The organism is Streptomyces spongiae (assembly GCF_009377185.1).
Taxonomy (GTDB): domain Bacteria; phylum Actinomycetota; class Actinomycetes; order Streptomycetales; family Streptomycetaceae; genus Streptomyces; species Streptomyces spongiae.
Window position 1 is genome coordinate 17,257 of record NZ_VJZC01000011.1, and the last position, 14,125, is coordinate 31,381.

The window sequence follows — 14,125 nt, forward strand, 5'->3', positions numbered from 1 at the left end:
AACTTTCACACTCCAAGCACAATTCGGCTGGGTTGGCGTACGCCTGCTCAACCCCAGCCGCAGCAACAGCACCGACAGCGGTGTGCGGAGGAGAACGTTTCGATGGCGCGGGAGCGAAACCTGGGGCCGACAGACAGCGAGCCCAGCCGTGACGAGATCAGTCAGCGGGTCAACTACCTGTACGACCACGCCGAGTCCACCACCGGGAAGTTCAACGCGACCCGCGCCAGGACCACAAGGCCGGCCGACCGCATCCCCTCACCGGGCCGGCAGACGCGCCGGGCCTCGGACCCTGGCGCCGGCGCCTTCACCAGCCGGTGGTTCGACGCCACCCGCGCGTTGCTGGGCCCGACCGTGCCGGCCGTCCTCCCCGCCGACCGGATGCCACCACAACCGACCGCGGCTCCCGCCACGCGACCAGCGGAGAGCCGGCCGGCCGGTCCCGCGATTCCTCTCAAGCAACTGGACAACCCCGTAACGGAGTTGTCCGCCGCACCCGCGCCTCGGCCTCCCCTCGCCCCGGCGGAGACCACCGCGGGACCAGCTCTCGCCCTCGAGCCGGCAATGACCCTGGCACCTCCGGTGGCCACCCCAGCGACGCCGACCGTGACCGTGGAGGCGCCGCCCGAGATACCGCAGCTCCTGCCTCCCCCGCCGACTCAGCCACTCCCCCAGCCGGTGACATCTCCGGAAGCCCCACTGACGACACCGGCCACACTGACGACCGTCAACGCCCCCGTCACCGAAGGCACATGGGGCGCGGACACGGGCCGAGGGGCCGCACCGAGCCCGCCCGTCTCCGCCGTCGGCGGCAGGGGCCTCACAGCGGTCACCTTCGCCCGGGCGCAGACCGGCAAGCCATGTGTCTGGGGTGCGACCGGTCCGGGCGCTTACGACTGCTCCAGCCTCACCCGGGCGGCCTGGAGGACCGCGGGCGTCGACCTCCCGCGCGCCGCAGGGGACCAGGCCCTGGCCGGAACACCGGTGCCGCTCACCAGCCTCCAGCCCGGCGACCTGGTCTTCTACCACGCCGATGCCCGCCACGTCGGCCTGTACACCGGTGAGGGGACGGTGATCCACGCGCCCGCCCCTGGAGCCGTCATCCGCGAGGATCTGGTGGTCGCCGCCGGGGAAGGGAACGTCCACAGCGCCGTACGGCCCGCGTAGCAGATACGTGAACGTGCGGGAAGACTGAGTGCGCCGGTCCGGGGGCCGAACGCATGCGCTACATTTTGCCTCTCCTTGACCGCGATCACTCACGATCTCTCACGCCATTGGAGTCGGCAACCCCATGAGCGACATCGTCAACGGACTTGGCCGGGCAGCCGCTTACGGCGGCCTGGGCCTGGTCCTGCTGGTCCTCGGCATCGTCCTGGTCGACGTGCTGACGCCCGGAAAGCTCGGCCGACAGATCTGGCAGGAGCGCAACCGCAACGCCGCCATGGTGCTCAGCTCCTCGCTGCTCGGGATCGGTGGCATCGTGTTCACCTCCATCTGGACGACGTACGACGACTTCGGCAAGGGACTGGCTTCGACCGCGGCGTTCGGGCTGCTGGGGCTGGTGATGATGGCCGTGGCGTTCCTGGTGGTGGACCTGATCACGCCGGGGCGGCTGGGCGCGACGCTGGTCGAGCCAGAGCCTCACCCCGCGGTCTGGGTGACGGCGTCCTGCAACCTCGCTGTCTCCGCCGTCATTTCGGCATCCATCGCCTGACGCCGCTTCCCGGCGAACGCATCGTCTTCTACTGAGGCATCGTCGAGTCGCGGATCGTCAGGCTGCACGGCATGCGGTGCACTCCCGAGGCCGCCCGGCCGCCGATGGCGGCGAACAGATGCTGGGCGGCCGTGCGGCCGAGGACTTCCAGGTTCATGTCGATCGTGGTCAGCGGGGGCCTTGTCTCGGCCGACAGGACCTCCCAGTTGTCGTATCCGACGACCGCCACGTCGTCGGGAACCCGGCGGCCCCGCTCTCGGACCGCCTCGACGAACCCCGCGGCGATCTGGTCGCTGCCGCAGAACACTGCGTCGATCTCCGGGTCGCCGGCGAGCACGATCTCGGCTGCCTGCCGCCCCCAACGCCGCGACCAGGCACCGAAAAGAGCCTGGCCGCCGGCGAGGGTGAGTCCCGCTTCCTCCAGGGCCTCGATGGTGCCGACCGCCCTGTCCTGGGCGGCGCGGTAGTGGGTGGGACCCGTGATGTGGGCGATGCGACGCCTGCCGACGGTCAGCAGGTGCTGGACGGCGATGCGGGCCCCGCCGACGTCGTCGGGCACGAACGAGACGTCCTGCGGGTCGTCGGAGGGCGCGTAGGCGTAGACGACGGGCACGGGCAGATCGAGGCTGATGGACGGTCGTGGATCGGTGCTCTCGCCGACCACGATGATCCCGTCGACGCGACGGGCCAGCAGTGTGCGCAGGTAGTGCCGCTCCCGGATGGCGTCCCCGCGGGCGTCGCAGAGCAGGACGGCCATCTCCCCCGCGCCGAAGGCGTCTTCCGCGCCGAGCAGCACGGGGATGCCGAAACGGCCGACGCTGTCGCTGGTGAGCAGCCCGACGGTGCGGGTCTGGCCGGAGATCAGGCTCTGGGCGAGCGCGTTCGGCTGATAGCCGAGTTCCTCGGCCGCCCGCAGGACGCGTCGCGAGGTCTCGGCGCGGACCTGGCTGCGGCCGTTGAGCGCTTTGGACGCGGTCGCGACCGACACTCCGGCGCGCGTGGCCACATCGGTGATCGTGGTCGCCCGTCGTCGCGGAGAGTCCATCGTGGTGAAAACCTTTTCTGCCAGGGGAACACCGTCGTCTCAGGCACTGTCTTCCCTGCTCCGCCTCAACGTAGGCCGGTTGGCCCCATCCGGTAAGCCCTTGCCGTGCAATGGATGCGCCTCACCGTCGCCCATTGACAGTGCGGGGGTCCGCCTCTACGTTGCGAAAACCTTTCAGGTCAGCCTCATGCGCTCACGAATGTCAGGGACACGACATAACAGGGAGCATCCGATGAGAAGACCGCACGTCCTCCTCTTACGACGCCGGCGTACGAGATGCCTCCTCGTCGCTCTGGTGCTCAGCGCCTGTTCCCTCGTCACCGCGACCCCGGCGGCCGCGGCGCAGACCATCGGGTTCCCCACCTTCAACGGCCCCGCGATCCCGGCCCCGCCCGCCGCCTACACACCGGGCGACATGATGAAGACCATCTACGACGCGGAGAGTTCGGGGACCGACTTCTGGATGGACCGCCTGCTGGCCCGCTCCGGCAACGACCCGGCAGGCCCCTGGTTGATGAGCCGCGGGCGGGCGCTCTTCATGAAGGAGCACGACCCCTCCAAGCTCGGCTTCGGCGGCAAGGTCGCCTACTGGGAGAGCATCAACGACAACAACGCCTACACCGTCGCGATCAGCCCGGGCACCTTCACCGAACAGGTCTCCCAGCGTTGGCAGGCGCCGAGTCACTGGAAGAGCGTCCACACAGGCGGCTCCGTCGCGGTCACCCAGACGAAGTTCATCACCGACAACAACGTCGCCGTGACGAACCTGTCCATCAAGAACAACGGCAGCGCCTCCACCACGCTGCAGTTGCGGGCGACTTCGCCGTACGCCACCACGGGCACCGGCAGCGAGCTGACCGGGCAGGTGAACGCGTACAACAACCTCACCACCATCCGCCCCCGGCTCACCGGCGACGGTTTCTCCGTATCCAGCGGCGGACTCAACCGGTCGGTGACCGTCGCGGCCGGAGCCACCGTGACCGCCAAGGTCGTGATGGGCTTCGTCACCGATGAGATCCCCGAGTCCCGCACGGAGTACGACGCGTACGCGGGTCACTCGGCCGCCACCGCCTTCGCCACCCACGTCAGGGCCTACAACCGGTGGTGGGCGCAGAACGTGCCCTACATCGACGTGCCCGAGCCCGCGATCAAGAAGAGCGTCTACTACCGCTGGTGGCTGATGCGCTTCAACAACCTCGACGCCGACATCCCCGGGCAGACCTTCCAGTTCCCCACCTCCACCGAGGGCGTCCTCGGCTACAACAACGCGATCGCGCTCACCCAGCCGATGCACATCGACGACCTCAAGTACCTGCGCAACCCGGCCTACGCGTACGGGGACTGGCTGAGCGTCGGCCAGACCTCCAAGGGCGGCCGCTTCCTCGACAATCCGGGTGACCCGGAGAACTGGTCCAACAGCTACACGCAGTACATCGCCGAAGCCGCCTGGAAGAGCTACCAGATCCACGGCGGCCAGCCGGGCATCGCCGCCAACCTGGCCCGCTACGCGGAGGGCGACGTCAAGGGCCAGCTCGCGCACTACGACCACGACAACAACAAGCTGATCGAGTACGACTGGGGCGCCCTGACGGGCAACGATGCCGACGCGGTCTCCTTCCACTGGAAGCCCGGCAACATGGACCGCGCCGAGTCCGCCTACCAGTACAGCGGCGCCCTCGCCGCCGCGCAGGCCTACGAGGCGATCGGCAACACGGCCAAGGCCACCGAGATGCGCACGCTGGCGACGCAGATCAAGGACGCCATCGTCAACGTGCTGTGGAACCCGAACCGGCAGTTGTTCGAGCACCGGCTGAAGTCGACCAACGAGTGGGTGCCCTGGAAGGAGATCAACAACTACTACCCCTTCTCGGTCGGAGCCGTCCCCAACACCGCGACGTACAAGCAGGCCCTGCGGCTGTACGACGATCCGGCCCAGTACCCGGTCTTCCCCTTCTACACGGCCAACCAGGTCGACAAGAAGGCGGCGGCCGACGCCGGGAACCCGGGCTCCAACAACTTCTCCACCATCAACTCCACCGTCCAGTTCCGGCTCTACTCCTCGGTGCTGCGCAACTACCCCAACTCCTGGATGAGCGCGACCGACTACAAGAAGCTCCTGTACTGGAACACCTGGGCGCAGTACATCGGCGGCAACACCCAGTGGCCCGACGCCAACGAGTTCTGGGCCGACTGGAACGGCAGCTCGATCAACTACCGCTCCTGGATCCACCACAACATCCTCGGCAGCAGCAACTGGACCGTCATCGAGGACGTCGCAGGACTGCGGCCCCGCAATGACGCCAAGGTCGAGCTCTCCCCCATCGACATCGGCTGGAGTCACTTCACGGTCAACAACCTCCGTTACCGGGGCGCCGACCTGAGCATCGTGTGGGACGACCCGGCCGACGGCGTGGTGCGCTACCCCGGCGTCCCGGAGGGTTACTCGATCTACGTCAACGGCGCCCGGGCCGCAACCGTCAACTCGCTCGTACCCTTCACCTGGGACCCGGCCACCGGCGACGTCACCACGAACGGCACGGTCACCCACCACACCGCCGTCGCCGGGCTGAAGGCGCCCCACCAGGTGGTGCAGGACAGCCCCCAGATGGTCGACATGCTCGCCAAGGCAGGCGTCGACCTGACCGCCGACCTGACCAACCTCGCCTCCGGGGCGACGGTTTCCGCGTCCCACACCGGATCCGGCAGCGCCGTCTCGGGCGCCGTCGACGGGTACCCCACCAACGAACCGTTCTGGGGCGCCGGATCCTCCGCCAACAGCCAGGACTGGTACGAACTCAACTTCGGCACCACCCGCACGCTCAACGAGATGCGCCTGTACTTCAAGGACAGCCGACCGGCCAGTACCACCTACCGGGCTCCGTCCGCGTACACCGTCCAGTACTACAACGGCAGTTCATGGGTGAACGCCCCCAGCCAGACCAACAGCCCTGCCGCACCTCGCGCCAACTACAACCTGGTGCGGTTCCCGGACATCAGTGCCCAGCGCGTCAGGGTCCTGGCCACCAACACCTCCGGGGCCAAGACCGGTCTCACCGAGGTCAAGGTGTACAACCGGGGCGGCGCCCAGCCACCGGCCAACCTGGCGACGTCCGCGACGGCATCTGCGTCGTACACCTCCTCCTGGGAGAGCGTCACCGCCGTCAACGACGGGATCGACCCACCCTCGTCCAACGACACCGTGAATCCGCGCTGGGGCACGTGGCCGGAGACCGGGCAGCAGTGGGCCGAGCTGACCTGGCCGTCGGCGAAGACGATCGACAGGGCCGAGGTGTACTTCTTCGACGACGACCAGGGCATCGACATGCCCGCCTCGTGGAAGCTCCAGTACTGGAACGGCAGCGCCTACGTCGACGTGCCCGGTGCGAGCGGCTACCCGCTGGCCAAGAACCAGTACAACACCGTCACGTTCGACGCCACGAACACCACACGGCTCCGTGTGCAGCTCACCAGTAACGGCACCAACTCCGTCGGCCTCCTCGAAGCAAAGGTGTACGGCCCGTGACCCGTTCCAGATGTCTCTCCGCGCTCCTGGGCGTACTCACCATGGTGGTCGCCTTCCTGGTGGCGCCTCCACCGGCTGCGGCGGCCGTCACGTTCACCTCGACGGGGGTGAACCAGAACGGCGGCAACTGCCTTGACCTGCCGAACAGTTCGTCGACCAACGGGACGCAGCTGCGCGCGTTCTCGTGCGGTTCCGGAGCGAACCAGAACCTCGGCTTCACCCCGGTCTCCGGGACGAGCGACACGTACACGGTCACCACCCAGTCCGGTCAGTGTGTCGACGTCTACGGCGCCTCCACCGCGGACAACGCCGCGATCATCCAGTGGCCCTGCCACGGCGGGACGAACCAGCAGTGGCGGCTCGCGCCCGTGACGGTCAGCGGCACCGACAAGACCTTCAACCTGGTCTCCGTCAGCTCCGGCAAGTGCGTCACCCCGAGCGGCGGCTCGTCGGCCTCCAACACCAACCTGGTGCAACTGCCGTGCGCCACCGCGAACGGCAGGGTCTGGCGGCTGCCCGGCTTCACCGGCGGCGGCACGAGCCCGGGCACCTTCACCAACCCGCTCTCCCAGCGCGGGCCCGACCCCTGGCTCACGTACCACGACGGGCACTACTACCTCGCCACGACGACCTGGAACTCGACGATCACCATGCGCAAGGCCAAGACGCTGGCCGGGCTCGCCACGGCCACCGAACAGGTGATCTTCAACCTGACCCGGCCCAACGGGGCGGGCACCATGTGGGCCCCGGAGTTCCACCTGCTGGACGGTCCCAACGGGAAGCGGTGGTACTTCTACTACACGGCCGGGCGGGAGCCGTACGACCTGGGCACCCAGCGGATCCACGTCCTGGAGAGCGCCGGCCTCGACCCGATGGGGCCGTACAGCTTCAAGGCCGACCTGCTCGACCCGACCCAGGACAACACCTGGGAGCTGGACCCGGGCATCCTCCAGCTGGACGGCAAGCTCTACCTCCTCGGCACCTTCTACAACGGCTCGCAGCCGATGTTCATCCGGCCGCTGTCGAACCCTTGGACGGCCAGCGGCACCCGGCGGGTGCTGTCCACCCCGACCTACAGCTGGGAGACGGTGGGCGGCGCGGTCAACGAGGGCGCCGAAGTGCTCCAGCGGAACGGGAAGACGTTCATCATCTACTCCGCCAGCCACTGCTCCACGCCCGACTACAAGCTGGGGATGCTCACGTACAACGGCGGCGACCCGCTGAACTCCTCCTCCTGGGTCAAGTCACCGAACCCGGTCTTCCAGAGGTCCAACGCCAACGGCGTGTACGGGCCCGGCCACAACGGTTTCTTCAAGTCGCCCGACGGGACCGAGGACTGGATGGTCTACCACGCCAACAGCTCCGCGAGCGGTGGCTGTGACATGAACCGGTCCACCAGGGCGCAGAAGTTCACCTGGAACGCCGACGGCACACCGAACTTCGGCACACCGGTGGCGCTCGGCGTCCCGCTGACGTCACCGTCCGGGGAGTAGTCCCTTACTGAATCCGGAACCGCGTCCGGTACGGGGTCCGGTACTGAGTCCGACGATCATCGGCGGGGCATCGCTGCGATGCCCCGCCGATTTTTGATGTGATGCACATCACAGGCTCCCAAGCTGCATCCTCAGGTCATCATATGACCTGATCTCCCCGACGGCAGAGCAGCAGGACAAGGATGGGCATGAACGACCAGGGCAGGACCGCACGGCCGCGTGTGGGTGTGGTGGGACTAGGAGCCATGGGTCTCGGCATGGCCCGCAGCCTGCGGAACGCGGGCTACGACGTCGGGGTCCACGACCTGCGGCCGGAGGTGGCCGCCGACTTCGCGCGTTCCGGCGGGACGGCGTTCGCCTCCTGCGGTGAGCTGGCGGCCGCGGTGGACGTCCTGGTCGGCGTGGTGGTGAACGCGGCGCAGGTCGAGTCCGTGCTGTTCGGCGCCGACGGTGCGGCCGACCGGCTCCGTCCGGGCGCCGTCTTCGTGATGTGCTCCACGGTCGACCCCCACTGGTCCACCGCATGCGAAGGACGCCTGGCCGAGAAGGACGTGCTCTACCTGGACGCCCCGATCTCCGGTGGCGCCGCGCGGGCCGCGACCGGTGAGCTCACCATGATGACGTCGGGCTCCGCCGAGGCGTACGCCGTCGCCGACCCGGTGCTCGAAGCGATGAGCAGCACCGTCTACCGCCTGGGAGACCGCGCGGGACTCGGCTCGAAGGTCAAGATCGTGAACCAGCTGCTGGCGGGTGTACACATCGCCGCGGCCGCCGAGGCGATGGCCCTCGGCATCAGGGCCGGTGTTCCCGCCGAGGCGCTCTACGAGGTCATCACGCACAGCGCCGGGAACTCCTGGATGTTCGAGAACCGCATGGCTCACGTACTCGCCGGTGACTACACCCCCCTCTCCGCGGTCGACATCTTCGTCAAGGACCTCGGTCTCGTGCTGGACTCCGCCAGGCCCGAGCGGTTCCCCCTCCCCCTCGCCGCCACCGCGCACCAGATGTTCCTCCAGGCGTCGGCGTCCGGGCTGGGGGCCGAGGACGACAGCGCGGTCATCAAGATCTTCCCGGGGATCGACCTGCCCAAGCCGGTGGAGGCCTGACATGGGAATCCGTCTCGGGTGCGTCGCCGACGACTTCACCGGCGCCACGGACCTCGCCAACAACCTGGTGCGCGCCGGCATGCGCGTGGTCCAGCTGATCGACGTACCGCCGGCCGGTGCCGAGCGGGAGATGGACGCGGACGCCGTGGTCATCGCCCTCAAGTCGCGGACCGTCCCGGCCGCCGACGCCGTCGAGGCGTCGCTCCGGGCGCTCGCCTGGCTGCGGTCCGCGGGCGCCGAGCAGATCTACTTCAAGTACTGCTCCACCTTCGACTCGACACCGGCGGGCAACATCGGGCCGGTCACCGAGGCCCTGATGGACGCGCTGGGCACCGACTTCACGATCGCGACGCCGGCGTTCCCCGACAACGGGCGCACGGTCTTCAAGGGCCATCTCTTCGTCGGTGACGTGCTGCTCAGCGAGAGCGGCATGCGCCATCATCCGCTCACGCCGATGACCGACTCCAACCTGGTCTCCGTGCTCGGCGCGCAGACCGCGCGAGCCGTCGGTCTGATCGACCACACGGTTGTCGCCGATGGCGCGGAGGCCATCAAGGCCCGCATCGAGGCCCTGCGCGAGGACGGCTTCGGGTTGGCCGTCGTCGACGCGGTCTCCAACGACGACCTCGTGCGCCTGGGTGCGGCGGTGCAGGGCCTGCCCTTGGTGACCGCCGGTTCGGGCCTGGCGGTCGGCCTGCCCGCGAACTGGGGGTTCAAGCCGTCCCGCGCCGCCGCGCAGCTGCCGCCGGCCGGTGGCCACCGGGCCATCGTCTCGGGGTCGGTCTCCGTCGCCACCAACGGCCAGGTCCTGCGGTACCTGCGCAGCGGTCAACCCGCGTACAGCGTGGACCCGTTGCGCGTCGCGGCCGGTGAGGACGTGGTCGGCCGGGCCCTGGCCTTCGCCGAGTCCCACCTGGACGAGGGGCCGGTCCTCGTCTACTCCACCGAGTCGCCCGACACCGTCCGGAACGTCCAGGGCCGGCTCGGCTCCGCCGAGGCCGGTGAGCTCGTGGAAGGCACCCTCGCCCGCATCGCCCAGGGACTCGTGGACCGCGGCGTCCGGCAGCTCGTCGTCGCGGGCGGAGAGACCTCGGGAGCGGTCGTCCAGGCGCTCGGCGTCACCGGGCTGCGGATCGGACCGCAGATCGACCCCGGTGTGCCGTGGTGCGCCGCGTCCCTTCCCGGCGGGGACACGCTCCACATCACGCTCAAGTCCGGCAACTTCGGTGGCCCCGACTTCTTCACCGTCGCGTTCGCCCACCTGGACGAGGAGACCGCATGACCGAGCAGCCGGACTCCGTTTCCGAAGCGGCTCAGGACGCGGCACAGGAAGCGGCACAGGACGCGGCCGTCGACGCGGCACGTCACGAGATCGTCCGTGTGGGCACGAGCCTGTTCGCCCGGGGCTACGTCCACGCCAGCGCGGGCAACATCAGCGCCAGGGTCGGCGACTCCCATCTGATCACCCCCACCGACGCCGCCCTGGGGTTCCTCCACCCCGAGCGCCTCGCCCTGGTCGACGCCCGTGGCGAGCAGCTCGCGGGCGACCGCGCCAGCAAGACCCTGACGCTCCACCGCCGTATCTGTGCCGCCGACCCCACGGCACGGTTCGTCGTCCACACCCACTCCACGCACCTGGTCGGCCTCACCCTGGCCGGCGTGTGGAGCGAGGACGACGTGCTCCCGCCCCTCACGCCGTACTACGTGATGAAGGTCGGGCACGTCCCGCTCATCCCCTACCACCGGCCCGGCGACCCGCGCGTGGCCGACCTGGTGACCGCCCGCATCGCCGAGTACGCGGCGAGCCGTACGCCGATCAGGGCCGTACTGCTCGACCGGCTGGGCCCCGTGGTGTGGGGTCCCGACGCGGCCACCGCTCTCGCCGTCCTCGAAGAACTCGAGGAGACGGCACGTCTCTGGCTCCTGACCGACCGTCGTCCCGAGCCGCTCCCCTCCCCCGCGATCGACGAACTGAGGTCCGCGTTCGGCGCCGCGTGGTGACGCACACCCCTCCCCTCAGAGAATTCCCCAGAGCCGCCCAGAAGGATCGCCATGTCCATGCCAGTAACGGCGTCCGACGTCTCCGCCCTCGACCGTGAGAACGCCGTCTACCGCAAAGTGGTACGACGGATCGTCCCCTTCCTCATCCTCTGTTACGTCGTCTCCTACCTCGACCGGGTCAACGTCGGCTTCGCGAAGCTGCAGATGTCCGACGACCTCGGGTTCAGCGAGGCGGCCTACGGCCTCGGCGCCGGTCTGTTCTTCATCGGCTACTTCCTCTTCGAGGTCCCCTCGAACCTGATGCTGCAGCGCGTCGGGGCCCGCGCCTGGATCGCCCGGATCATGATCAGCTGGGGTCTGGTCTCGGCGTCGTTCGTGTTCGTCAGCAACGAGGCGATGTTCTACGTCCTCAGGTTCCTCCTCGGTGCCGCCGAGGCGGGGTTCTACCCGGGGGTGATCCTGTACTGCACCTACTGGTTCCCGTCCCACCGCCGTGCCCGGGTGATCGCGATGTTCATGTCCGCCATCCCGGTGGCCGGTATCTTCGGCAACCCGCTCTCCGGCTGGATCATGGACACGTTCCAGGGGGTGCGCGGCTGGGAGGGCTGGCAGTGGATGTTCCTGCTCGAAGCCATACCCGCCGTCGTCATCGGTGTGGCCACCCTGTTCTACCTCGACAACAGCGTGCGCGCCGCGAAGTGGCTCACCGACGAGGAGAAGGCCGTCGTCGAACGGGCCATCGCCGAGGACGCCGCGCACCAGACCGTGCACGGCAAGGTGTGGGACGCCTTCCGTGAGCCCAAGGTGTGGCTGATGTGCCTCATCTACTTCTGCTTCGTGATGGGGCAGTACGCCCTGACCTTCTGGCTGCCCACGCTCATCGAGTCCACCGGCATCGAGGGCAACCTCGCGATCGGGATGCTCAGCGCCGTGCCGTTCCTGGCGGCACTCGTCGCGATGAACGTGTTCGGGCGGTCGGCGGACCGGCGCCGCGAACGCCGCTGGCACCTCGTGGTCCCCAGCCTCATGGGTGCCGTCGGCTTCTCGCTGGCGGCCGGCTGGGCCGGGTCGACGGCACTGTCCCTGGCCGCGCTGTCCTTCGCCGCGGCGGGTGTGCTGACCTGCGCACCGCTGTTCTGGTCGCTGCCCACCGCGTTCCTCGGGGGCACGGCAGCCGCGGTCGGCCTCGCCGCGATCAACTCGGTGGGCAACCTCGCCGGCTTCGTCGGCCCCTACATGATCGGCGCCCTCAAGGACGCCACCGGCTCGACGTCGATCCCGATGTACGTCCTCGCGCTCAGCCTCGTCGTCGGCGCCGCGGCCGTGCTCACCACCGACAAGCAGGTCGTCAACCGCTGACCGGGTACGTCCTGGTCTACTGACCGGGACCGACGTCGACCGGTCGACCGCAATTTCCGAAGTGAGGAGCCAGCATGCCGAGGTTCGCCGCGAACCTGTCCATGATGTACACCGAGCACGACTTCCTCGACCGCTTCGCGGCGGCCTCGGCGGACGGCTTCACCGCCGTCGAGTACCTCTTCCCCTACGCGTACGACGCCACCGAGCTGCGCCGCCGGCTCGACGACCACGGCCTGAGGCAGGTGCTCTTCAACGCGCCTCCCGGAGACTGGGAGTCCGGAGAACGTGGGACGGCGGCACTGCCCGGCCGGGAGGCGGAGACGCGCTCCGCGATCACCCGGGCGCTGGAGTACGCCGCCGCGCTGGACTGCCAGCGGGTGCACGTGATGGCCGGGCTCGTCCGGCCGGACGCGACGCCGAAGGAGCCGGCCGAGCACCGCGACACCTACCTGGCCAACCTCTCCTGGGCCGCCGAGCGAGCCGCCGTGGCGGGCGTCGACATCCTCATCGAGCCGATCAACGGCCGCGACATGCCGGGCTACTTCCTGAACGGGCAGGCAGAGGCCCACGCAGTCGTGCGGGACGTGGGAGCCCCGAACCTCAAGGTGCAGCTCGACCTCTACCACTGCCAGATCGTCGAGGGCGACCTCACCGCGACCCTGCGCCGCGACCTGCCGACCGGGCGGGTCGGTCACCTGCAGATCGCGGGGGTGCCCGACCGCCACGAACCCGACCGCGGTGAACTCAACGTGCGCCATCTGTTCGGCGTCGTCGACGAGTTGGGCTTCGACGGGTGGATCGGCTGCGAGTACCTCCCCCGCGCCGGTACGAGCGAGGGGCTCGGCTGGCTGAACGACTACCGAGGAGACAGCGCATGAGGATCGTCATCACGGGCGGCTTCGGCTTCCTGGGTCGGCAGGTCACCGGCACCCTGCTCAGGACGCGGACGTTCCGTGGCGCGCCGATCGACCGTCTGGTGCTCGCCGACCGGTTCGTGCCGTCCGGGGCACCGGAGGCGGCCGACCCGCTGGTGGAGACCGTACGGGGCGACCTGACCGACCGCCTCGACGAGGTGTTCGCGAAGCCGGTGGACGTGCTGATCCATCTCGCCGCCGCCGTCTCGGCCGAGTGCGAGGCCGACTTCGACCTCGGCATGCGCGCGAACCTGGACACCACTCGTGCGCTCCTCGAAGCCGCCCGGGCCCAGTCGGCGGCCGGTGGACCGGTGCCACGCGTGGTGTTCTCCAGCAGCGTGGCGGTCTACGGTTCCGACCCTGCGCTCCCGCTGCCGCCCGTGGTCAGCGAGTCGACCCTGCCCACGCCGCGATCTAGTTACGGCATCCAGAAACTCGTCTGTGAGCAGCTGGTCGCGGACTGCACGCGCCGTGGTTTCGTCGACGGACGCGTCGCCCGTCTGATGACCGTGTCGGTGCGGCCGGGCAAGGCGAACGCCGCCGCGTCCGGCTTCCTGTCCGGCATCATCCGCGAGCCCCTCGCCGGGCTCCCGGCCGTCTGCCCCGTACGCCCCGACCTGCGGGTGGCCCTGGCCTCGCCGCGACGCACCGTCGAGGGAATTCTGCGCATCGCGGAAGCCGAACGCGGCGCCGGGAAGGGGCGGCTCGACGGCGGACTGCCGGTCAACCTTCCGGCGCTCACGGTCTCGGTCGCCGAGATGCTGGCCACGCTGCGGCGGGTGGCCGGCGACACGGTCGCCGACCTGGTGACGATCGCGCCCGATCCCGACGTCGAGGCCATCGTGGGCTCATGGCCCTCCGTCTTCGACAACGGGCGCGCCGCTGCGCTCGGCCTGGAGCCCGATCCGGACTTCGCATCGGTGGTACGGGACTACATCGCAACGGAGGGGCCGGACGCGGGTCTATAGAC

General features: G+C 69.2%; 11 protein-coding genes. 10 read left to right on the top strand and 1 reads right to left on the bottom strand.

Translation table 11 applies throughout. From position 1 onward, the window contains the following. Nucleotides 1-102: 102 nt before the first annotated feature. Nucleotides 103-1,167, top strand: a complete 1,065-nt coding sequence (locus FNH08_RS03260) for a C40 family peptidase (RefSeq protein ID WP_152769704.1) — start codon at nt 103-105, stop codon at nt 1,165-1,167. A gap of 124 nt (nt 1,168-1,291) precedes the next feature. Further along, nucleotides 1,292-1,714: a DUF350 domain-containing protein gene (locus tag FNH08_RS03265; RefSeq protein ID WP_152769705.1), complete on the top strand. Its 423-nt coding sequence runs from the start codon at nt 1,292-1,294 to the stop codon at nt 1,712-1,714. A gap of 28 nt (nt 1,715-1,742) precedes the next feature. On the opposite strand, the gene FNH08_RS03270 is transcribed toward FNH08_RS03265, so the two are convergent. Then, entirely contained in the window at nt 1,743-2,759 is a 1,017-nt protein-coding gene (locus FNH08_RS03270) for a LacI family DNA-binding transcriptional regulator (protein WP_152769706.1), read from the bottom strand. 232 nt (nt 2,760-2,991) lie between these two features. Between FNH08_RS03270 and FNH08_RS03275 the strand changes: the two genes are divergently transcribed. The 8 genes from FNH08_RS03275 to denD all read left to right on the top strand — a co-directional run bounded on the left by FNH08_RS03275 (nt 2,992) and on the right by denD (nt 14,123). After that, nucleotides 2,992-6,282 (top strand): discoidin domain-containing protein, encoded by a 3,291-nt coding sequence (locus FNH08_RS03275; RefSeq protein WP_152769707.1) that lies wholly within the window; start codon nt 2,992-2,994, stop codon nt 6,280-6,282. Continuing rightward, on the top strand, nt 6,279-7,775 hold the full coding sequence (locus FNH08_RS03280; RefSeq protein ID WP_322723572.1) for a family 43 glycosylhydrolase: 1,497 nt from the start codon (nt 6,279-6,281) through the stop codon (nt 7,773-7,775). The genes FNH08_RS03275 and FNH08_RS03280 overlap by 4 nt, the downstream gene beginning before the upstream one ends. A gap of 188 nt (nt 7,776-7,963) precedes the next feature. After that, on the top strand, nt 7,964-8,881 hold the full coding sequence (ltnD, locus tag FNH08_RS03285) for an L-threonate dehydrogenase (RefSeq protein ID WP_152769708.1): 918 nt from the start codon (nt 7,964-7,966) through the stop codon (nt 8,879-8,881). Nucleotide 8,882: 1 nt separating this feature from the next. Continuing rightward, complete coding sequence (gene otnK / locus FNH08_RS03290) at nt 8,883-10,163, top strand: 3-oxo-tetronate kinase (protein WP_152769709.1); 1,281 nt, start codon at nt 8,883-8,885, stop codon at nt 10,161-10,163. After that, nucleotides 10,160-10,882: a class II aldolase/adducin family protein gene (locus tag FNH08_RS03295; protein ID WP_152769710.1), complete on the top strand. Its 723-nt coding sequence runs from the start codon at nt 10,160-10,162 to the stop codon at nt 10,880-10,882. The genes otnK and FNH08_RS03295 overlap by 4 nt, the downstream gene beginning before the upstream one ends. Nucleotides 10,883-10,933: 51 nt before the next feature. Beyond that, nucleotides 10,934-12,241, top strand: a complete 1,308-nt coding sequence (locus FNH08_RS03300) for an MFS transporter (RefSeq protein ID WP_152769711.1) — start codon at nt 10,934-10,936, stop codon at nt 12,239-12,241. Nucleotides 12,242-12,315: 74 nt separating this feature from the next. Continuing rightward, nucleotides 12,316-13,119, top strand: a complete 804-nt coding sequence (gene otnI / locus FNH08_RS03305) for a 2-oxo-tetronate isomerase (protein ID WP_152769712.1) — start codon at nt 12,316-12,318, stop codon at nt 13,117-13,119. Continuing rightward, nucleotides 13,116-14,123, top strand: coding sequence for a D-erythronate dehydrogenase (gene denD, locus FNH08_RS03310; RefSeq protein ID WP_152769713.1), 1,008 nt, complete (start codon nt 13,116-13,118; stop codon nt 14,121-14,123). Before otnI ends, denD begins: the two co-directional genes overlap by 4 nt. Nucleotides 14,124-14,125: the final 2 nt, after the last annotated feature.